Below are 18,368 nucleotides of genomic sequence, written 5' to 3' on the forward strand. Positions count from 1 at the left end.
CGCTGCTGCCCGCATCGAGCTACCGCGATCGTGCAGGCCATCCTCGTACTTCAGACTGCTGAAGATGGCCGCTGATCAAGATGGAAAAGGCTCACAGAACTTCGGGCATCAGTGCATACGACTCCGGAAATTGACAACCGGCCCAGGGACGATCACGCGGAAGGTGTTTCACAGGTCCGTTTCAAGAGCCTGGCTGCTCGCACCGACCTATGAAACGGCCGATGCCCAGGGCGGCATCGGTCTCGGCGGCTGTGCATCATGTGACCACTCATGAAACGCACCGAACAGGCGACACGCCAGGCACGGCGATGAGGGAATTTGCCGTTGCGCGCTCGAGCCACTTGGTCGGCGTCTCACGCGTGCGAATCGAGACGGCGCCGCAGGCTGTCTGCTGGCGGGGGATCTGGGTGCCGCGTGTGCTGGACGAGGATCGTCATCGGACGCAGCGTGGCAAATGTACCTCGATGCGGGTTCCCTGCCCATCTGGGCTGTCGATGCGGATGCGGCCGCGGTGCGCATCGACGATGGCCGCCACGATGGCCAAGCCGAGCCCGCTGCCGCCGCTCGCCCGGCTACGGCTTTTGTCAGCCCGGTAGAAGCGGTCGAACACGTACGGCAGGACCTCATCAGGAATGCCCGGCCCCTGGTCGGTCACTCGTAGCACCACTTCGTCGCCTTCCGGGGCCAGATCGAGGTGGCAGGAGATGCCGGGGTTGGTGTGCATGCGCACGTTGCCGAGCAGGTTGCCGACGAGTTGGCTGAGCTGCTCCTCGTCGCCTACGAGCGTGATGCGTTCGTGGATGTCCCAGGTCAGCGGCCGCCCGGGCTCGACCGCGGCGGCGTCGCGGCAGCAGTCCAGGACGACGCTGGTCAGGTCGAAGGCCTGGAAGTCGGTCTCGTGTTCTTGGTCGAAGCGGGCGAGCTGAAGCAGCGACTGCACCAACCTGGCCATGCGCCGCACCTCGGCGTGCATCCGCTCGACCGCCTCCCGCTTGGCGACGGCGTCCGGCAGAGCCTCGCTGAGGTAGAGCTCCGCGTAGGCACGGATGGACTGGAGCGGGGTGCGCAGTTCGTGAGAGGCGTCGGCGACGAACTGCCGCAGCCGGCCTTCGGAGGTGTCGCGCCCCTCGAAAGCGGCCTGGATCTGGTCGAGCATGCGGTCCAGCGCGACGGCCAGGCGGCCGACCTCGGTTCGGGTGCTCAGCGGCGGTTCGCCGGACCGGCTCAGACGATGGGTGAGGTCGCCAGCGGCGATGAGGTCCGCCGTACGCGCCGCGCTCTCCAGCGGACGCAGCTCGCGGCGCACGATCCAGGCGCTGAGCAAACCCAGGATGGTGACTCCGAGCACTTCGACGATGACGACGACGGCGACCATGGTATGGACGGCGTCCTCGGTCTCGTCCAGGCTCAGCCCGATCACCCCCACGTGCCCGCCGGCGAGCAGGGTGGTCATCACCCGGTAGCTGCGCGCCGCGCCCGAACCGGTGCCTGGCACGGTCACCCGTTCTCCCGGGGCGGGAAGCGGCAGGGCGAGCGCCGGGCCGGGGCCGCGGGGCGTTCTGCCCGGCTCCAGGACGGCGAGGTAGAGACTGCCGAAGGAGGTGCGCTCGGGAGGGATCAGCCGGCCGGGAAGGTCGTGCTCGATGGTGGCCAGCGCGCGCAGGCCGGAAACGGTGGTGGCAAGCTGGGCGTCCACCCGCTGGTGCAGCGAGCCGATCAGGACAACGAGCGTGGCCGAGCCGGTCACCGCAAGCACCAGCACGCACAAACCGACCACCAATACGGTCAGGCGGAGCCGCAACGGTTGCCGGGCTGGACGGCTCATGACGCGGCGGGCTGCAGGCAGTAGCCGACGCCTCTGCGCGTGTGGATCAGCGGCGGCCCCAACGCGTCGATCTTGCGGCGTAGATAGCTGATGTAGGTGGCCACCACGGTGTCATCGCCGCCGAAGTGGTAACTCCAGACGTGCTCCAGCAGCTGAGCCCGGGTCAGTACCCGTCCCGCGTGCAACATCAGGTAGCGCAACAGCCGGTATTCGGTGGGCGACAGCTCGATCGGCACATCGCCGCGCCGTACCCTGTAGCTCCTGGTGTCCAGCGCCAGGTCGTCCACCCGGAGCACGTAGTCGTCGGGCTGCCGTCCCCGCACGCGGCGCAGCACCGCATCCACCCGCGCGGCGACCTCGTCCAGGCCGAACGGCTTAGCGATGTAGTCGTCACCGCCCGCAGCCAGCCCGGCGACCACGTCCTTGCGGCTGGCCCGCGCGGTCAGGAACACCACCGCGACCTCAAGACCGTCGGCGCGGATACGGCGCAGCACTTCGAAGCCGTCCAAGTCGGGCAGCATCACGTCGAGCAGGATCAGCTCCGGCATGAACATGCGAGCCGCAGTGAGCGCCTGCAGCGCGGTAGTGGCGGTACGCACCTCGTGCCCGATGTGGCGCAGGAAGCGGGAGACGGCGTCCACGATGGCGGGTTCGTCGTCCGCCACGAGCAGCCTGGCCGCTCTGACCGGCGGGTCTGCTGGTTCGAGAATGATGCTTCTCCTCGCGATGGGGATCCTCGCGCAGCGGCGTGCCTTCATGGGAGTTGCATGTGAAAGGTCAGCCGCGAAGACCGTCGGGCGCCGTCCGGCACCATGCTTGGAACGGCAGCGGCCCCAGCCAGGCGGCCTGCCTGTGATCCAGTCACCCGCCTTGGAGCGTATCTTGTCCACGTTGCTGTCGCCTGGGCCGGTTCGCCTACCGGCGCGTACGGCACATCTCCGGCACCTGGGTACTCGTCCCGGGCAGGTCGCCCCGAACGCTGACAGGAGATGGTAGATGACCAACCGCGCCGACGCGCAATCCTTCGACCGGATCGCCCAGGAGTACGAGCGATTGCACGAGCTTCAGGGCGACAACCTTGGGAAGTGGCTGCCAGAACTCCTGTCAGCCGGCGGCCGACGGGCGCTGGACCTGGGCTGCGGCACTGGCAAGCACACGCTGGTCCTCGCTGAGCGGTTCGCGCACGTTGACGCCGTCGACCTTTCCGGTCCGATGATCGACCTGGCTCAGGCCAAACGCGCCCGGGACAACATCACCTACCGGCAAGCAGATCTTCTCAACGTCGGGGACATGGGCCACTACGACCTCGTACTCAGTGTCGCGACCTTGCACCACGTTCCTGACCTGCGGGCCGCCTTGCACCACATCGAAACGCTGGTCGCCCCCGGCGGGCGGGCCGTGCTCGTCGACACCGTCTCGCCACGACCCGCCAACCCGCGTTGGTGGCTCTACGGAGGCGCGGTGCGCAAGCTCCTTCGCAACCTCGTCCGGCGGAACCAGGCGCAGGCGTGGGAGATCTTCCGGCTGTCCACCGGAGCATGGCTGGATCATCGGGTCAGCGACCGCTACCTCAGCCGGGAACAGTTCGAGCGGATCTACCGAGAGGTCTTCCCCACCGCCCGTTTCCGTAATGTGGGCCCGCACGCCATGATCTGGGACGCCCCTGAGACCGCAGATCCGGCTCCACGTTCATGATCACACGAAAGGCCGCTGTCGGACGGACAGGCCTGCCACGCGAGCACTGGAATGGGTGCATGGGCGCTACGATGACCGGCCGTTGATCACTTTGGAGGTTCAAGTGGCATTTCGGGTGCTATGCGTGCATGCGCATCCAGACGACGAGGCGATCTGGACCGGTGGAACCCTGGCCAAATACGCCGATGAGGGCGCCAGGACCGCCGTCGTCACGTGCACGTGGGCCCAGGGAACCCAACGGGCCGCAGAGCTGGAGCGTTCCCTGGACATCCTCGGCGCCGGCAAACCGAGGTTGCTCGGCTACGCCGACGCCCGCAAGCCCGAATCCGCGTCCGGCAGCCCGCGTTTTCTGGACGTGCCGCTCAACGAGGCGGTGGGCCGGGTCGTTGAGCACATCAGGGAGTTCAGGCCTGATGTCGTGCTCACCTATGACGGCTACGGCTCATACGGAAATCCGGATCACGTGCAGGTACATCGGGTGACCATGGCCGCGGTCGAAGCGGCGGGGTACGACCAGCTCTACCGAGGTCTGGGCGATCCCTGGCGGCCGCGCGCCCTCTACCTGGCGACCATCCCGCGGTCCGTCGTAGTGTCACAGTGGCAAGCGGTGTTCGGAACGTTTCCTGAACCGGACCAGAAGCTGCCAGGCGTCCCCGACGAGCAGGTCACCACCCACCTCGACGTCGGACGGTGGTCCGAGCGCAAGTGGGCGGCCATGCATGCGCATGAATCTGAGGTCGGGCGTGGTGCGTCGATGACCTTGCTCACGTCACTGCCGGAACAGGCACGCGCTCAGATGCTGGCGAACGAGTGGTATCGACGCGTCTCCTACACCGGCGCCCCGCTGACCACCCTCTCGGACTCTTGAGCGCTTGAGGCGACCACACCCGGCAGCCACGCGAAGCCGCACATCAAGCCGCCAACCCCCACGCCGAGGCCGGTCAGCCAGGATGCCGGGATATCGCCATGTCCCTCATCCGTGATGACGCGCTCATCCTCATCCTGGATATCCGCGCACGCCGTTCTCGCTTGGCTACTGTGGGCCTGCTTCCGGCTCTTGCCGCTCCTTGGTTGAGCTCGGGGAGGATATCGGCCGGTCGGCGTGCGGGAGCGGTTGTTCGGGGTCGGTGGCCAGGTCGCCGTTCTCTGCGCGGGTCATCGCGGCGATCGCCTGGTCCCGGCTGTAGGTGCCGGGCCGCCACGACAGCACCCATCGGCCGCGAGGTTCGGCTTTGGCCACCTGCTTGCAGCGGTCGCTGGTGATCCACTCCTTGTCGAAGTGCAGTGTCATGGCCCCAGGGTAGGCAATCCGATGCAGAAACGATCAAGGCTGGTGTGCGTGATGGTGCGGCCGCTCACGCGGTGGTGCGCATGTGATGCAGGGCCGCGTCCAGGCTGTCGTGCAGGGGCAGGAACTGATCGAGGCCGGTCAGCCAGATGACGCGCAGCCGGTGGGGGACGGCGCTGGTGACGGCGAGCCGGCCGCCGTTGTCCCGGAGGCGGTTGGTGGCCTCGATCAGCAGGGACAGGCCGCTGGAGTCCAGGAAGGTCACCGCCGCCAAGTCGATGATCAGACACAGGCCGGGCCGCTGCAGGAGGTGGAGGATCTCGGCGTGCAGAGGCGGCAGGGTGGAGGCGTCGATCTCGCCGTCGACGGTCACGACGGTGACGCCGCCGGCCTCGCTCAGCGCGTATTCCACGCCAACCTCCAGATGATCCACACCAACCCTACGGCAATCCCATTCAGCCCACGACGGTCGCCGGAGAGCGGTCCTTCCAGGCCGGTGTGTCCCAGCTCAGCCCCGTCGCCATGTCGTGTCCACGTGCCTGCGAGCTCTGCCGGCCCACCCTCTTGTCACCCTCCACAGCACCCTGCGGCCGCAGTGCTTGGTCCTGGGTTGGGCTCAGGTCAGGGCGAACCGCAGCGTGACGCGGGTGCTGGCGTTTGCGGTGCTCATGGCGGTGTCCGCAGTGGTGTCCGCAGTGAGGGTACGGGCGATGGTGCGGGCGATCCACAGCCCGCGCCCGCCGGGGACCGGCTTGAGGGGCAGATCGGCGGACAGGTCGCCGGCGACCACGGTGGCCGGGTTCGTCCAGTGACCACGATCGCGGACTTCGACGACGAGGTCGCCGTTGTCGCGCCAGATCCGCAGCCGAGCCGGAGCGCGCCCGTGGGTTACCGCGTTGGTGGTGATCTCATTGATGGCGATTATGGTGTCGGGGATCAGACTCGGACGCATCCCCATCCGGCGCGCGGTCGCGGCCGCCAGCTGGCGGGCGGCCCCCAACCGGCCCAACGTCACCATCACGCTGACCGGCCCGTTACCATCCGGCTCCGGGCCGAACTCGTTGTTCGCCACCTCTCGCGTCTCCCACCCCATCCGGCTCGCCATCAGCAGCCGCGATCACCCTAGGCGCTTGCCCCCGTGGTTCCACCCCTGCCCCCCTGCCCGTGAATGGCGTGAACATCCGAGCCGGGGCGCGGCGTCGGGCGATCAGGTGTCCCTGAACAGCGGGGCTTTGGTCGATGGCACCCTGATTGAGGCGGCCGCCGAGCTGGTCGACCCCACGCGGCCCCGGCCTGACGTGAACCCGCGCCGAGCAGGTCGTGGCATCCTCGCCGCGGGCCCGGGCACATCATCGCCGTCCCGGCCGGGATCACCGGGCGCAGCGTGCACGTCTGGCACGGACGAAGCCGGCTCGCCGACCTCGTCGGCGAGCTCACCCTGCGCTCGCCGGAGTTCAGCTCCTGGTGGAACGACCACCGCGTGCTACGCCGCACGCACGGCACCAAGCACTACCACCATCCCCTCGTCGGCGAGCTGCACTTCCACTACGAGTCCCTCCAGCCTCCGGGCGACCCCGACCAGACCTTGTGCGTCTACAACGCCGAGCCGGGCTCCCCGACCGCGCAAGCGCTCCGGCTCCTCAGCAGTTGGGCGGCGCCCACCGCCGCACCTTGACCGAGCACCTCGGGTACGAACGGAAATCACGGTGGGAAGGGCGGCTCCACGCCGCTAACGGGGATTTCCGTTCCGATGCTCGTCGTGCCCCGAGCCGCCGCCAGTGCGGCGGATCAGATCCCGCGCGACTACTTTCCTGTGAGGAAAAAAGATGGTATTTTCCTCACAGGAAAGTAGTCGACTCAGGGGATGGTCCCATGAACCAGAACGACGCCCAGACTTCGCTCGACGACATCCACCGCCTCCAGGACAAGACCCGGCAGCAGCTCCTCCGCCAGAGCTTCGCGCTTCCGCGCGTGCTCCTGTCCGCGCTCGGCCTCTTCATCGCCTTCGCGACCATCGACCTGCCACACCCTTGGGACTTCGTCGGCCTGGCGCTCGGGACGGTCCTGTACATGGGCGTGGGGATCGTCTACGAGCACTGGGCCTCGGTCCGCCGCAAAGCCACCCGTCAGGAGATGCTGTTCCACTGCGGGCTGCTGGCCTGCATCATGGCGGCCTTCATCATCGGCCGGATCGCCACCTTCGCGTTGTTCGACCTGCCGCCTCAGGGGCTCTTGTCACAGGCCGTCGCGGGCGCGATCGTGGCGGCCGTGGCCTACCTTGCGGCCACGCCCGTGAACCGCTCCATCATGAAGTCGATCGTCCAGCAGGGCAGCGGGGTCGCCTGATGGATCCGCTCTTCGATGAGTTCCTGCACGTCCCGGCGCGTCTGTCGGTCGTGGCGCTGCTGGCGCCGGCCGAGTGGGTGGACTTCGGCTTCCTCAGAGACTCGGTCGGCACCAGCGACTCGGCGCTGTCCAAACAGGTCTCCGCGCTCACCGCCGCCGGATACGTCACCGTCCGCAAGGACCAGGACAAGCGGGCACGGCGTACGTACGTGCAGATCACCCCGATGGGACGGCTGGCCTTCCAGCGACACGCGGCAGCCCTGGAGCGGATCGTCGCCCTCGCCCGCGATTCCGCCGGCCAGTCCACCACCGACTAGATGGCGGCTGTGGGACGGGCAGCGGGATGACATCTCCCCTTGCTGCCCGAAGATCGCGAACGCTGCAGGTTTGAGGTACCCGCGAGTAACTTAGCTGGAGGCCTCAGCGGTTCGTGCGGTCCGGGGACCGATTCGCCGGGGTAGTGACGCGAAGGAACGAGCCGTTGGTCAGCGCGTTCCTCGGTCGCGACGGCGTCGGGCGGCGCGGATTTCGGCGTCGGCGACGTCGTCGGCCAGCAGGGTGTAGAGCTGGGAGGTCTCGGCGGAGGCGTGGCCGAGGCGGCGGCGGACGAGCGGGGGCCATGCCGCCGCAACCACCGCCGGTCCCAGGAACGGGGACCGGCGACCGATCAACTTGGCACGCCTGATGCCCCGTGCTCGCCGGGCTGGCACGGGAACACCACGTAGATTTCTTGTCGGCCGGACGTGGTGGTGGGGGAGAGGTCATGATGTCCTGGTCATGAGGAAAAGTCGCCGGCTTCTGGTCGCTGCCGTTCTGATTGCTGTTGCGGCCGGCCTGGCGGTTTTCGCTTTCGTGGCGGGGTTGGAGCTTGCCGATCAGCTCGCCGGAGTTGTCGGCGCGATCGTGGCGGTGCTCGGCGTGTGGTTCCTCCTGCACCCACCGCGCCCGGTGAGCGGGCCCTCGGCGGAACGGCGCCTGCCGCCAGCGCGCCACCGGCGCGGCCCGTGGCCGATCGCGGCGGCCAGCGGGGCCGCACAGCGGTGGTCTGGATCGCTCTCCTGGTCGTGCTCGCGGCTGGTGGCGTGGGCCTGTCCGTTTGGAACCTTTCGAAAGCACAGGTGCCCCGGACCAGCCAGGTATCGAAGCGCGCGAGTCCTGCCGTACCGCCCGGGAAGGTGTGGGTCGCGGGACAGATCCTGTCGCATCGCAACAGCAACGTGTACACAGTCGCTTTCAGCCCAGATGGGCGGTCCCTGGTTTCTGGGGGAGCGGACGACATGGTGCGCTTGTGGGACGTGGCCACGGGCCGGCAGAGCGCGGAGTTGTCCGGGCACACCTCGACGGTCTGGTCGGCGACATTCAGCCCGGACGGACGGACCGTCGCCAGCGGGGGCGGAGACGACGTGATCAGGCTCTGGGACCTCGCCACAAACGAGACAGGCGGCGCGTTGTCCGGGCACACCGCCGGCGTGCGCGCGCTGCGGTTCTCTCCCGACGGGAGCACCCTTGCCAGCGGCGGTGCGGATGACACGCTGCGGTTCTGGGACATGCGAAGCGGCCAGGGCACGGCCGTCTTCGCGGCGGGCGATGTGGTGGAGTCGGTGGACTTCAGCCCGGACGGCCGCATCGTCGCGGCCAATGTGGCGGGCAGCGCGGCACGGACGTGGTCGGTCGCCACGGGCCGTCCGCTCGTCACCGCGGCTGGGCACACGGCACGCCTGGACGCTGTCGCGTTCAGTCCCGGTGGAGAAATCCTCGCCGGGGCGAGCGGCGGTGATCCGGTCATCCGGCTCTGGGACGCCTCCACCGGCGTGCTCGTCGCCACCTTGGACGGGCACACGCACGGCGTCTACTCCCTGGACTTCTCACCCGACGGCCGCCGCCTGGTCAGCGGCGGCCTCGACGACATGGCACGCGTCTGGAACGTTGCCACCCGCGAGCAGGAAGGCGTTCTGCACGGTCACACCGACAGCGTCCGGGCTGTCGACTGGAGCCCGGACGGATGGACGATTGCCACCGCGAGCAGCGACAACACCGTACGACTGTGGCATTCCCCATGACATGCCAGGCCAGCCCCGCGGTCACCTTCATCCGCCCGCCACGCCGACGATGCGACGCAGAGGGCGGGCTGTCCAGGGAGGAAACCGCCATCTCCCCACGATGACGACTCGCGGCCGAAAAGCCGCCCGCTGTAGCGAACCCGTAACCCAGCAGCATCCACTCCAGGCGGGGGCCGGCAGCCGATCCGGCTCGCCTTGTGGTGCCCAGCCCGATCCGGCGGTGGGGCGGATGCCGAGCGGTCCGAACTCGTCGAAGGCGAAGGTGCGCTCGGGCCGCCTGATCGACATGTTCTCCGAACGCGACCTGCCTACCGGCCCACCGCCCCACCAGCCCTAAGGCCTAGCCGGTTGCGCGCACTTCTATCCGTGGCGCGTGAGGAATGGCCGGTCACCGGTAGTCGGCCACGGCGGCGAGATACAGGCCCAGGCCGGTGGCCGCGGCGCCCGCGCGTGTCCGCCCGCGCCTTGACCCCGCTCGCCCCAGAGCGGTGACAGCGCTGCGGTCGGTCACGACCTCCAGTGCGACGGCGGCGGCCGGTAGCGCCACCGGTTGGTGAGAGCCGCAGGGCGTCGTCGGTGATTCCTGGAGAATCACCGCTCGGTCTTGTGCTCTCGACGGTTGAGGCGGCGATGCACGCCAGCCACGACGGCCCCATCGCCACCGACCTACGGCGGCTGTCGCCCGCCGACGCCGACGCCGTGCAGACCGCCACCGTGCAACGCGCAGGTCTCGGCGCCTTCTACGCGCCGGTCAACGCACGGGACGCCTACGACTCGTCATTCACCTGCCACATGTCACCGGCGACGACCCCGACGAGACCGCACTCGCCTGCTCGCCCAAGGAGGTACGGGAGGTGTTCTCCCACTACACGCCTCAATAGGATGAGCAACCGCCAGATCCCCGCCGCCAAAAGGCCGAGATCTGCACAGTCGGGGTCCCTGCCCGGGTGACGTGTGCTTTGTCCCATATTCCTGGGCGTGGGTCGGTCAGCCGACATGGACGATGGGCCGGGTTCGGCGTGACGCAGAACTTCGGGGGACAGGGCGGGATGTCGCCAGCCTCCGAATGGAGGCCGCGATCACGGCCGGCGTCTGCCCGGTGCCCATCCCCCTATGGCCCCGTGACCTGCACCTAAGAGGTGGCCGGTGGGGCGACGATCAGCTCAGTGTCCGGGTCGTGGTCGATGTGCGGAGGACCAGCGACGATCATGGTGGCTCGAGCCCACGGCTGTTCTCGTAGCAGGAACGGCAGTTCCTGCAGCAGCCAGTTCGCCACGTGCTCACGCTGTTGGGGGGAGTCACCGTCACGGACGGCAAGCAAGCGCTTTTGCACACCGAGGTCGCCCTGCATCCACACCGATGCGTCCAGCCATGGGGCAAGCTCTTCGCGGATGATGCCGGTGCCCTCGACCCAGACGAACTCAGTGTGGGCGGGGACGGTGATCGAACCGGGCCTGTGATGGCTGATCCAGGCATCAGGGCGGAAGTCCACCGCTTCACCCCGGTGCAGGGGTCGCAGGATGTCATCGACGAGCACGGCGCCCCAGTCGAAGTAGGCGTGGTTCCAGGCGATGTCGTCGGTGTGGACGATGGCGGAGTTGGCTACCGTCTTACATAGCCGCTCGGCCAAGGTCGTCTTGCCTGCGCCTCCCCGGCCGTCGATCGCGATCACCCGTGGACGCCCGATGACCTCGGCAGACGCATCACGTAACCGCTGCACGGCGTCAAGCACGGTCACCACCCGCCAGCCGACGGCTGCGGTCTCACCTGGATGTAGACGCATCGACGATCTCCGGGGATGAGGACCGAACCACTATAGCCTTCCTGGCCAACCTTCCCTCCTATCGGATCTCCGTGGCAGGTGCGGGGTGGCCGGTGCCGGGCAGTCGGTGATCGGCTTCACTTCCCGATCCACGAGGAGTAGCACATGACCATCACCGGCATCATCACCGCGATCGTGATCGGCGCCATCATCGGAGCGCTCGGCCCGCCTGGTCGTCCCGGGCAAGCAGCACATCCCCATCTGGCTGACCATCGTGGTCGGCATCGTCGCCGCCTTCATCGGCACCGCCATCGCGGGCGCGTTCGGCGTCGCCACGACAGGCGGCATCGACTGGATCGAGCTGCTGCTCCAGATCGCCGTCGCCGCCGTCGGCGTCATCCTCACCGTCAGCCTGTACGGCAGGCGCGGCGTACGCAGGTGACCGCCGAGGAGTGAAGGACGATGACATTGCAGTTCGACAGTGAGTGGATCACCAGCTACAGCTGCAAGCAGGTGGCGAAAGCCGAACCCCGCGGCCGATGGGTTCTGTCCTGGCGACCGGGTGCCTACAGCCGGGACCAGGCGATCGCCGCGATGACCCGCGCGGAGAGCGGAGACTTGGCCACCGACCCCGAACTGCCGCTCCCGCACGGCGATGGGCCTACGCTTTCCCTGAGCTCCCCAAAGGAGCAGAACAGCGGCTCGGACTGGTAAGGCGGACGCCACGGTGAGAGCACAGGCGCGCCTACTCGGCGTTTCCGCGGGCGAGTGAGTCGACGAACGTCTCAGCCTCGGCAAGGCTGAGCTGCTTTTGGTCGCGGACTAGGAAGATGGCCGCCTTCCGCTGTCCCTCGGCCAGGAATTCGGTGACCGGCCCGGTCAGGTCCTCCGGCCATCGGCCCGGGAAGTCTGGCATGAGTTCGCCGCGGCGCAGCGTGCGGGCCATGTGCAGAGCGTCCGGTCCGGAGACCTCGGCTTCCTTCTTGAGAAGCTTGACCGCCTCGTCGAACTGTCCGGCTTCGATGAGGTCGTGGGCCTTGGCCTGGATCTCCACTGGGGTGAACAACGGCATCGGAATGGAGATCCGCACCCTGTTGCCGCGCTGGCGCCAGGCCCGCGCCCCCACGACGATGAGCCCGATCAGGGCCAGAGATAAGATCGACTTCACAGGGTCGAGATCGAACATGCCTGGATTGTAGTGATCAGGCGAAGGTGGGCTCGTGCCGGAGACGAAGGCCCCAGCGCGACAGCCGCCGTCGGTTCGAGGACGGTGTGGTCAGGCGGCGTGCGCCATCTGGACACCATCGCGCGTCCACCGTTGTGAGCCCTTCCTGGCCAGACGTCTGGTCATGAGCGTGATCGTGGCCCAGGTCAGGTGCGCCGCACTGTGGTCAGGGCGGCGTTCGTAGTCGATCACGTTGCGACGGGCGTTCATCCACCACCCGATCGCCCTCTCGACGATCCATCGGCGGGGCAGGACCTGAAAGCCTTGCTGGTGGGCGGGTTTCTTGACGATTTTCAGGGTGAGGCGCAGGAAGCGCTGCGCCCAGGTGACCAGGGCGCCTCTGTAGGCGTTGTCGGCCCAGGCCAGGGTGAGCTGGGGATGATGCTGCCGGAGCTGGGTCAGCATGTCGCGGGCGACCTGGCGGTCGGTGAGGGCCGCCGGGGTGACGATCACCAGCAGCGGCAGCCCTTCCGAGTCGACGGCGACGGTCCTCTTGCGCCCATTCACTCGCTTGGCACCGTCCCACGACCTCGTGGCCTTGGACACGGTGGCGGCGCCGCGCACTGATTGGGAGTCGATGATGGCCGTGACCGGGTTAGGGCAGCGGTCGGCGCGCAGGCGTATCGCGCGGCGCACCTGGTCGCGGATGTGGTCGACGACGCCGGTACGGGCCCAGCGGGCGAAGAAGCCGAAGACGGTCTGAAACGGTGGGAAGTCGGAGGGGAGCGCTCGCCATTTGCAGCCGTTGCCCTGTTGACTGAACTAACTTCGACGATGTCGCGGCGGTGGTGGGCCTCGGGCCGACCACCGCGGCGGGTCTGGCTTGCGGGGGTGGGGAGCAAGGGCTCGAGCAGCGCCCATTCGGCGGTGGTGGTGTCGGAGGGATAGCGGCGCTGGCGGCAACGAGAAGGAGAAACGGGCGAGGGCATGATGAGGGTGCGGTCGTGGCCCGTGATCGTGCCGGAGTTCGTGGCCACGGGCCATGACCGCATCGTGGCTTTCGCGTGCTGGTGGCCAGGCCGGGTGAGGTTGTGTCGTGTTAGCGGTTGCGGGTGAGCACGGCCACCGTGGTGAGCGCGGCCTTTGAAGCCGGTGAAGTGGCCGTCCAGCAGCTGGGCGTAGTCGTCGTCGGGGCAGGCGGCGGCGTAGGGGGCGATGGTGGCAGTATGCAGCAGGCACTGGCCGGTCTCCTTCTCGAGCTTGGCCAGGCTCTGCGACACGGCGGAGGTGGTGAGGTGCAGCATGTCGCCGGCGGCACTGATGGAACCGCCGCGTGCCACGGCGCGCAGGGTCCGCATCAACGCCAGTTCCCTCATGGCCCCGATACTAGGCCGACCCCTTTCCCGTACCCGGAACGCACGACGTGCGCCCACCAGAGGATCACGGCCGAGAGCAGGCAGGCGGCAGTGAACCAGAGCGGGGACACCGCCGGCGCCGCACCCGCCCCCCGGGCGAAGTACGCGACCCTCGTGTAGAGGTCCCCGCCGAGACGGGAGAAGGGGCCGTCGCCGCGCAGCCAGAGCAGGACGGCCACGCCCGCGACCGGGACGAACCCGGCGGCGGCGGTCAGGAGCAGGCCGGTCATGGCCACCCGGAACGTGCGCCGCGTCCCGCGGTGCCCCGCGATCAGCACCAGGAGGGTCACGCCCCCGACGCCGGCGGCGGCCTCCACGCTCCACCAGATCGCCGGCAGCACGTCCCCCACGCGGCGCGCGAGCTGCCGTACCGGCACGTGCGGGGTGATCCACAGCAGGTGGCCGTTGGTCAGGTTGACCAGCGCCGGCACGAGCGGGATCACGCACGCCGCCAGCCGTGCCGACACCACGAGCCGGTACGGCGGGGCCGGCGAGGGCAGCGCCGCCGGGCGGGGCGGGGCGTGACCGTCGTCCGGGCGGGCGAGATCGTGGGCGGAGCGGGCCAGCCAGGTCACCATCAGGGCGCTGGAGGCACCGGCGACCACCTCGCCGTACACGCCCTTGAGACCCTCGACGAGGGTCAGCGGGATCCCCACGAGGACGAGTGCCACCGGCGCGATCAGGGAGGCGACGCCGTACATGACCGTGGTGCGGTGCCAGCGACCGCCCCGCCATTGCGCCATGAGGACGATGACCAGCCAGACGAGGTTCGCCACGGCGGCCAGGTCGGTGGACTCAATCATCCGCCCGGCGCCGCGCCACCCGAGCGCGTAGAAGATCTCCACGGCGATCTGGAGGACATTGGCCGTGACGCCCGCGGCGAGCGCGAGCCCGGCCAGGCCCGTGAGCGGGCGCAACAGGGGGTGGAACGCCACGACGACCCCGAGCGTCACCAGTAGTTCGAGGACCGACGCCCACCAGGGCCATTCCGGAGCGGCGAGGTACACCATCCAGCACGCGACAGACGCGTACAACATCACCCGCAGCGGCCGCCCGCTCCGGTCCGACGCCGGGCGCGGTCCCGAGACCGGGCCACGCAGGCTCTGCCAGAGCGCCCACGCCCACAGGCCGCCGGTCGCCAGCAGGACGAGTACCTTCGGCCACGAGGCCGAGGTGTCCAGGCCGGACAGGAGGCGCGACAGCGTCGGCTCGGGCTCCTCCTCCAGCTCGTAGAAGAGCGTCAGGCGCCACAGAAGCCTGACATCACCACTGACCAGGGCGGATACGGCGGCGGCCAGCACGGTCACCAGGTATCCGCCCGCGACCAGCAGAGCGGGAACGCCTAATCGATGGCGACGCACGGCACCGTTCCAGGGGGATCTCGCGGGGTTTCGGGCGCTTCACCCTAGCGCCCCGGGCCCCCTAACCGATCATCGTCCGGCGGCGTACCCACACGGCGCCCAGCAGTGCGATCACCAAGGCGATCACCACGACGATCGCCGCCGGCAGGATCCAGCCCGGCCAGGCCCCGGCCGGCACGTGGATCGAGGAGGACTCGGGCCGTACCCGGGTCGGCGTGCCCAGGACGGCGAGCAGTTCCGGCGTGACCGGGCCCATGCCCTCGGTCCGCTCCATCACCCGCATCGGCTGGTCACCGGCGGGCAGCACGAGGTTGCCGGAGCACAGCGACGTGGCCAGTCCCGCGTCGGTCGTGCGGGCGAACAGCAGGTACCGGGCGCCCTCGTGGAACGCGAAGCCGCAAGCGGGGCCCTGCGCCCTGGTCGTCACCTCGACGCTCGGGCGTGCGTCGCCCTTGTAGAAGTGATCGGCGCGGAGCGTGGCGATGACCTTCCCGCCGTTCTCCATCGGCTCGATCACGCGGACGCCGGTGGCGGTGCCGGTGAACACGGCCGTCGCCTCGCCGGCCAGTTCCCGCGGCGTGCCCGTCGCGCACGAGCAGGCCATGGCCGCCTCCGCCGGAAGCACGAACATCGCCGATAGGGCGGCGACCGCGAGGAGCCCTCTGAACAAACGCGTCATCATGCCTACCACGACGTACGGCGGCGAAGATCGGTTCGGTGCCGGGAGATCAGCCCGGAGTCGTACCCACCCCTGGGAACCCGGCCCCAGGCCTGGCAGACGGCCGTCATCACCGACTACCTCGGCTTCGGGGACGGCGGCCCGTACCCGTGGGCGGAGGCGTGGGGGCCTCGCCACCCCGACCGCGGTCTGCACGACTGGACCCAGGAAGGCCGCACCCTGACCCACCAGTTCCCCGAGCCCACCTACGAGGAGACCGGGAGAAACCGCGGGAACGGCCCTGGCCAGCAACAATCGGTCAGTGGCGGTAGCGGGAAGACGTCGGCGGACCTACTGCTATCCGGCGGCTCGATGCTGGGGGCTACTCGAAGACGCGGTCGACGACGGCGGCCTGCTCGGCGGCGCCCGCCCGGAAGTACCGGGCCGAGGTGTCGAGGGAGGCGTGACCGAGCAGGGCCTGGACCTGGGCGACGTCAGCGCCACCCTCGCGCAGCCGGGTGGCGTAGGTGTGGCGGAGCCGGTGCGGGCGCAGGCCGGGGAGGTTGGCGTCGTCGCCGACGGCCAGCGCGACTTGGACGATCCCGGAGATGGTCAGGGTTCCGCGCTGGCCGACCCATTGCGGGCCGGGATGGCGGCCGCGGATGTTGAGCCAGGCGGAGATGCGCTCGCGTGCGGTCGGGGGGAGCGGGACGACGCGGACCTGGTCGCCCTTGCCGTGCAGGCGAATCGTGCCGGTGCGGGCGGTGATCGCGACGTCCTCGACCTCCAGCCGCGCGCACTCCTCCTCGCGGGCCCCGGCATACAGCAGGACCGCGATGATCGCCGCGTCCCGGGCACCGCGGCGGGCGGCGGCGCGCTCGACAACGCCCTGCTCGGCGGTGGTGAGGGCGTCGGGCTCGCCCGGTTTGGGGACGGTGGCGCGTTTGACGTGGATGCGCAGTCCCATCTGCGCGTACATGAGGGTGAGCGCGGCGATGCCCTGGTTGATGGTGTTGGGCGCGGCCCGGCCGTCGATCCGGCTGCGCCGCCAGGCGGTGACCGCGGCCTCGGCACCGACGACGTCGGCGAAGGCGTCGTCGTGCTCGACGCCGGGGCCGGTCAGCCACGTCACGTAGGCGGCGGCCTGCCGCGTGTAGGCCTTGACCGTGTTGGCCGACAGCTTGCACCGGTCGAGGTGGCGGTGCAGCGCGGTCAGCGCCAGGTCGGCGGCGGAAGCGACATCACCGGCACCGGGGCGGAGCGCGACGACCTCGGCGCTCACCGGCCGCTCGCTTCCGGCCCGTGCCCTTCGTCGTCGGGAACGCTGTCGTCACGGTCGACGTCGGCGTGCCCGTCGGCGAGGTAGGCGTCGCGGGCGGCCCAGTCGTCGACTCCATCCATGAGCGGCGGCAACCCCTCGGTGATCCACTCCGCCGGGTAGGGCCGAGCGAGCCCGTCCACACTCGCCGCCGCATCCAGCCCCGTCACCCGCAGGCGCCCCTCGGTGTCGCCGTCGAGCGGGCCGGCGTCCCGGGGGCCGCGCTGGAGCGCCTCGCGCGCGGTGTCCTCGGCCTGCCAGGCGCTGCGCATCGTGGCCAGCAGCTCGCCGGTGCGCTCGAAGCCCGCCTCCGCCAGCCCCGCCATCTCCTCGCGCAGCGCTCGGCCGACGCGGTCGCAGGTGGCGCTCGCCTCCTCGCGGACACGGCGGGCCCTGGCGATCCGGGCAGGATCGCCGCTGGCCAACGCGGCGGCCAGCTCGGCCTCCGCCCGCTCGAAGCGCTCATGCAGCGCCCGGTGCTCGGCGGGCGAAGAAGGCGAACAGGGCGGCGCCGTGCCCGGACGGGTTGTAGATGCCCTGCAGTGGTCCGGTGAGCAGTTCGAGCTCGATGTCGTGACGGCGTAGGTCTTCGGCGATGGTGAGCAGGTCGGCGGCGCCGCGGCCGAGGCGTTTCATCTCGTGCACGGTGAGGATCACCCGCTGGTGCGGGACGGCCTGCTTGATGGTGCGGGCGTACTCCAGTGCCTTGGCGAATTCGGGCCGTACCTTGATCCGGGTGCTGATCTTCTCGGAGAAGAGCGGCTGGCAGCCCGCCTGCTGCAGGGCGTCGAGCTGGCTTTGGAGTTCCTGCTGGGCGGTGGAGCAGCGGGCGTAGCCCACGCGCGTCGGCTTGGCCGCGGCCGTCGGCGTCGCGGCGTCGATCGCCGGGCCCGCCGCCCATGTCCGGCCGGGGCCGCGCTCGGCCGGGGTGCGGATCTCGAGTTCGGCGCGCAGCTGGGGCACCAGCGTGAAGCGCGGGGTGTGGTACTTCGGGGCGATCTTGCCGCCGCGGGTGCGGCAGGGGCTGCCCGCCGGCGCGGCGCACATCGGGCAGTCGAAGCGTTCGACGGCGGCGGCCCGGTCGGCGAGCTCGCTCATGTCGCAGAACCTATCGCAGGCCGGGTTCTGAGAGCGGTTGTGTGAGAGGTTTTGAGAGTGACGCCTGGGGACGAACCGGACACCGTGTGAAACCGTGGACGGGTCTCGCAGAATTATCCATATCTGAGAACACCCTCTACCCCGGCTGGCCGTCCAAGGGAAGCGCCCCGCACCGCATTCGAGCGCGTGGACGGCGATCGATCAGCGTTGATCTCGCTGCTTGGCGGGGCCGGAATCGTCTCCGCCGAGGGAGACGGGCGTACGTGGCGGCTCTCGTTGCACGTTGTCACAGAGTCCGGGCAGGTGGACGAGGTTATGCGGGCCGCGGTGGCTGTCGGTGGCTGTCGGTGGCATGGCTGTCACCGGGCCGGCGGCGT

21 protein-coding genes and 4 pseudogenes are annotated in these 18,368 nt (G+C 69.4%); 8 read left to right on the forward strand and 17 right to left on the reverse strand.

Annotated elements, in window-relative coordinates; translation table 11 throughout:
* Positions 1-433: 433 nt before the first annotated feature.
* Positions 434-1,762: a sensor histidine kinase gene (locus tag ACIBKY_RS52565; protein ID WP_397109820.1), complete on the reverse strand. Its 1,329-nt coding sequence runs from the start codon at positions 1,760-1,762 to the stop codon at positions 434-436.
* Between the two features lie 59 nt (positions 1,763-1,821).
* Complete coding sequence (locus ACIBKY_RS52570; protein WP_397109822.1) at positions 1,822-2,583, reverse strand: response regulator transcription factor; 762 nt, start codon at positions 2,581-2,583, stop codon at positions 1,822-1,824.
* A gap of 238 nt (positions 2,584-2,821) precedes the next feature.
* Between ACIBKY_RS52570 and ACIBKY_RS52575 the strand changes: the two genes are divergently transcribed.
* Both ACIBKY_RS52575 and ACIBKY_RS52580 read left to right on the forward strand, forming a co-directional pair.
* A complete protein-coding gene (locus ACIBKY_RS52575; RefSeq protein WP_397109824.1) occupies positions 2,822-3,520 on the forward strand; it encodes a class I SAM-dependent methyltransferase in 699 nt (232 codons plus the stop codon).
* A gap of 82 nt (positions 3,521-3,602) precedes the next feature.
* Positions 3,603-4,388: a PIG-L family deacetylase gene (locus ACIBKY_RS52580; protein ID WP_397109826.1), complete on the forward strand. Its 786-nt coding sequence runs from the start codon at positions 3,603-3,605 to the stop codon at positions 4,386-4,388.
* A 165-nt stretch (positions 4,389-4,553) separates the two neighbouring features.
* On the opposite strand, the gene ACIBKY_RS52585 is transcribed toward ACIBKY_RS52580, so the two are convergent.
* The 3 genes from ACIBKY_RS52585 to ACIBKY_RS52595 form a co-directional block, all read right to left on the reverse strand.
* Positions 4,554-4,811, reverse strand: a complete 258-nt coding sequence (locus ACIBKY_RS52585; protein ID WP_397109828.1) for a hypothetical protein — start codon at positions 4,809-4,811, stop codon at positions 4,554-4,556.
* A gap of 64 nt (positions 4,812-4,875) precedes the next feature.
* A complete protein-coding gene (locus ACIBKY_RS52590; RefSeq protein ID WP_397109830.1) occupies positions 4,876-5,220 on the reverse strand; it encodes an STAS domain-containing protein in 345 nt (114 codons plus the stop codon).
* 204 nt (positions 5,221-5,424) lie between these two features.
* Positions 5,425-5,880, reverse strand: a complete 456-nt coding sequence (locus tag ACIBKY_RS52595) for an ATP-binding protein (protein ID WP_397109832.1) — start codon at positions 5,878-5,880, stop codon at positions 5,425-5,427.
* Positions 5,881-6,192: 312 nt separating this feature from the next.
* Between ACIBKY_RS52595 and ACIBKY_RS52600 the strand changes: the two genes are divergently transcribed.
* The 3 genes from ACIBKY_RS52600 to ACIBKY_RS52610 all read left to right on the forward strand — a co-directional run bounded on the left by ACIBKY_RS52600 (position 6,193) and on the right by ACIBKY_RS52610 (position 7,471).
* On the forward strand, positions 6,193-6,483 hold the full coding sequence (locus ACIBKY_RS52600; RefSeq protein ID WP_397109834.1) for a hypothetical protein: 291 nt from the start codon (positions 6,193-6,195) through the stop codon (positions 6,481-6,483).
* Between the two features lie 197 nt (positions 6,484-6,680).
* Positions 6,681-7,154 carry a hypothetical protein gene (locus tag ACIBKY_RS52605; RefSeq protein WP_397109835.1) on the forward strand — a complete coding sequence of 158 codons (474 nt, stop codon included), beginning with the start codon at positions 6,681-6,683 and terminating at the stop codon, positions 7,152-7,154.
* Positions 7,154-7,471: a winged helix-turn-helix domain-containing protein gene (locus ACIBKY_RS52610; protein ID WP_397109837.1), complete on the forward strand. Its 318-nt coding sequence runs from the start codon at positions 7,154-7,156 to the stop codon at positions 7,469-7,471. Before ACIBKY_RS52605 ends, ACIBKY_RS52610 begins: the two co-directional genes overlap by 1 nt.
* Before the next feature lie 168 nt (positions 7,472-7,639).
* Here the strand turns inward: ACIBKY_RS52610 and ACIBKY_RS52615 are convergent, their stop codons facing one another.
* On the reverse strand, positions 7,640-7,789 hold the full coding sequence (locus tag ACIBKY_RS52615) for a hypothetical protein (protein ID WP_397109839.1): 150 nt from the start codon (positions 7,787-7,789) through the stop codon (positions 7,640-7,642).
* A gap of 540 nt (positions 7,790-8,329) precedes the next feature.
* Between ACIBKY_RS52615 and ACIBKY_RS52620 the strand changes: the two genes are divergently transcribed.
* Complete coding sequence (locus ACIBKY_RS52620) at positions 8,330-9,214, forward strand: WD40 repeat domain-containing protein (protein WP_397109961.1); 885 nt, start codon at positions 8,330-8,332, stop codon at positions 9,212-9,214.
* A gap of 171 nt (positions 9,215-9,385) precedes the next feature.
* On the opposite strand, the pseudogene ACIBKY_RS52625 reads toward ACIBKY_RS52620, so the two are convergent.
* From ACIBKY_RS52625 to ACIBKY_RS52635, 3 genes and pseudogenes are all read right to left on the reverse strand, one after another.
* Positions 9,386-9,484 (reverse strand): annotated as a pseudogene (locus ACIBKY_RS52625) (IS630 family transposase); the annotation flags it as partial.
* Between the two features lie 118 nt (positions 9,485-9,602).
* Entirely contained in the window at positions 9,603-9,761 is a 159-nt protein-coding gene (locus tag ACIBKY_RS52630) for a hypothetical protein (RefSeq protein WP_397109841.1), read from the reverse strand.
* A gap of 585 nt (positions 9,762-10,346) precedes the next feature.
* Positions 10,347-10,946, reverse strand: a complete 600-nt coding sequence (locus tag ACIBKY_RS52635) for a hypothetical protein (protein ID WP_397109843.1) — start codon at positions 10,944-10,946, stop codon at positions 10,347-10,349.
* 195 nt (positions 10,947-11,141) lie between these two features.
* Here ACIBKY_RS52635 and ACIBKY_RS52640 point away from each other — a divergent pair.
* Positions 11,142-11,418, forward strand: a pseudogene (locus tag ACIBKY_RS52640) (GlsB/YeaQ/YmgE family stress response membrane protein).
* A gap of 20 nt (positions 11,419-11,438) precedes the next feature.
* Positions 11,439-11,690: a hypothetical protein gene (locus tag ACIBKY_RS52645; protein WP_397109845.1), complete on the forward strand. Its 252-nt coding sequence runs from the start codon at positions 11,439-11,441 to the stop codon at positions 11,688-11,690.
* A 31-nt stretch (positions 11,691-11,721) separates the two neighbouring features.
* Here ACIBKY_RS52645 and ACIBKY_RS52650 read toward each other — a convergent pair whose 3' ends face one another.
* From ACIBKY_RS52650 to ACIBKY_RS52685, 8 genes and pseudogenes are all read right to left on the reverse strand, one after another.
* A complete protein-coding gene (locus ACIBKY_RS52650) occupies positions 11,722-12,162 on the reverse strand; it encodes a hypothetical protein (RefSeq protein WP_397109846.1) in 441 nt (146 codons plus the stop codon).
* 90 nt (positions 12,163-12,252) lie between these two features.
* A pseudogene (locus tag ACIBKY_RS52655) lies at positions 12,253-12,936 on the reverse strand (IS5 family transposase); the annotation flags it as partial.
* Positions 12,937-13,376: 440 nt separating this feature from the next.
* A pseudogene (locus ACIBKY_RS52660) lies at positions 13,377-13,517 on the reverse strand (LysR family transcriptional regulator); the annotation flags it as partial.
* Positions 13,514-14,917 carry a hypothetical protein gene (locus ACIBKY_RS52665; protein ID WP_397109848.1) on the reverse strand — a complete coding sequence of 468 codons (1,404 nt, stop codon included), beginning with the start codon at positions 14,915-14,917 and terminating at the stop codon, positions 13,514-13,516. The gene ACIBKY_RS52665 and the pseudogene ACIBKY_RS52660, both read right to left, overlap by 4 nt.
* Positions 14,918-14,978: 61 nt before the next feature.
* On the reverse strand, positions 14,979-15,587 hold the full coding sequence (locus tag ACIBKY_RS52670) for a hypothetical protein (protein ID WP_397109850.1): 609 nt from the start codon (positions 15,585-15,587) through the stop codon (positions 14,979-14,981).
* Positions 15,588-15,957: 370 nt separating this feature from the next.
* The gene (locus ACIBKY_RS52675; RefSeq protein ID WP_397109852.1) at positions 15,958-16,857 is read right to left on the reverse strand and encodes a tyrosine-type recombinase/integrase; all 900 of its coding nucleotides are present in this window, start codon (positions 16,855-16,857) and stop codon (positions 15,958-15,960) included.
* Positions 16,854-17,318 (reverse strand): hypothetical protein, encoded by a 465-nt coding sequence (locus ACIBKY_RS52680; protein WP_397109853.1) that lies wholly within the window; start codon positions 17,316-17,318, stop codon positions 16,854-16,856. The genes ACIBKY_RS52675 and ACIBKY_RS52680 overlap by 4 nt, the downstream gene beginning before the upstream one ends.
* Before the next feature lie 37 nt (positions 17,319-17,355).
* A complete protein-coding gene (locus tag ACIBKY_RS52685; protein ID WP_397109855.1) occupies positions 17,356-17,991 on the reverse strand; it encodes a recombinase family protein in 636 nt (211 codons plus the stop codon).
* Between the last annotated feature and the right edge of the window lie 377 nt (positions 17,992-18,368).

Source organism: Nonomuraea sp. NPDC050394 (assembly GCF_044459065.1).
In the GTDB taxonomy this organism is placed as follows: Bacteria; Actinomycetota; Actinomycetes; order Streptosporangiales; family Streptosporangiaceae; genus Nonomuraea.

What these genes read in the sequence shown, in the direction of transcription:
- ACIBKY_RS52610 (WP_397109837.1), top strand. Translation starts at nt 7,154, where the DNA reads ATGGATCCGCTCTTCGATGAGTTCCTGCACGTCCCGGCGCGTCTGTCG.
- ACIBKY_RS52650 (WP_397109846.1), bottom strand. Translation starts at nt 12,162, where the DNA reads ATGTTCGATCTCGACCCTGTGAAGTCGATCTTATCTCTGGCCCTGATC.
- ACIBKY_RS52605 (WP_397109835.1), top strand. Translation starts at nt 6,681, where the DNA reads ATGAACCAGAACGACGCCCAGACTTCGCTCGACGACATCCACCGCCTC.
- ACIBKY_RS52570 (WP_397109822.1), bottom strand. Translation starts at nt 2,583, where the DNA reads ATGAAGGCACGCCGCTGCGCGAGGATCCCCATCGCGAGGAGAAGCATC.
- ACIBKY_RS52585 (WP_397109828.1), bottom strand. Translation starts at nt 4,811, where the DNA reads ATGACACTGCACTTCGACAAGGAGTGGATCACCAGCGACCGCTGCAAG.
- ACIBKY_RS52645 (WP_397109845.1), top strand. Translation starts at nt 11,439, where the DNA reads ATGACATTGCAGTTCGACAGTGAGTGGATCACCAGCTACAGCTGCAAG.
- ACIBKY_RS52575 (WP_397109824.1), top strand. Translation starts at nt 2,822, where the DNA reads ATGACCAACCGCGCCGACGCGCAATCCTTCGACCGGATCGCCCAGGAG.
- ACIBKY_RS52685 (WP_397109855.1), bottom strand. Translation starts at nt 17,991, where the DNA reads ATGAGCGAGCTCGCCGACCGGGCCGCCGCCGTCGAACGCTTCGACTGC.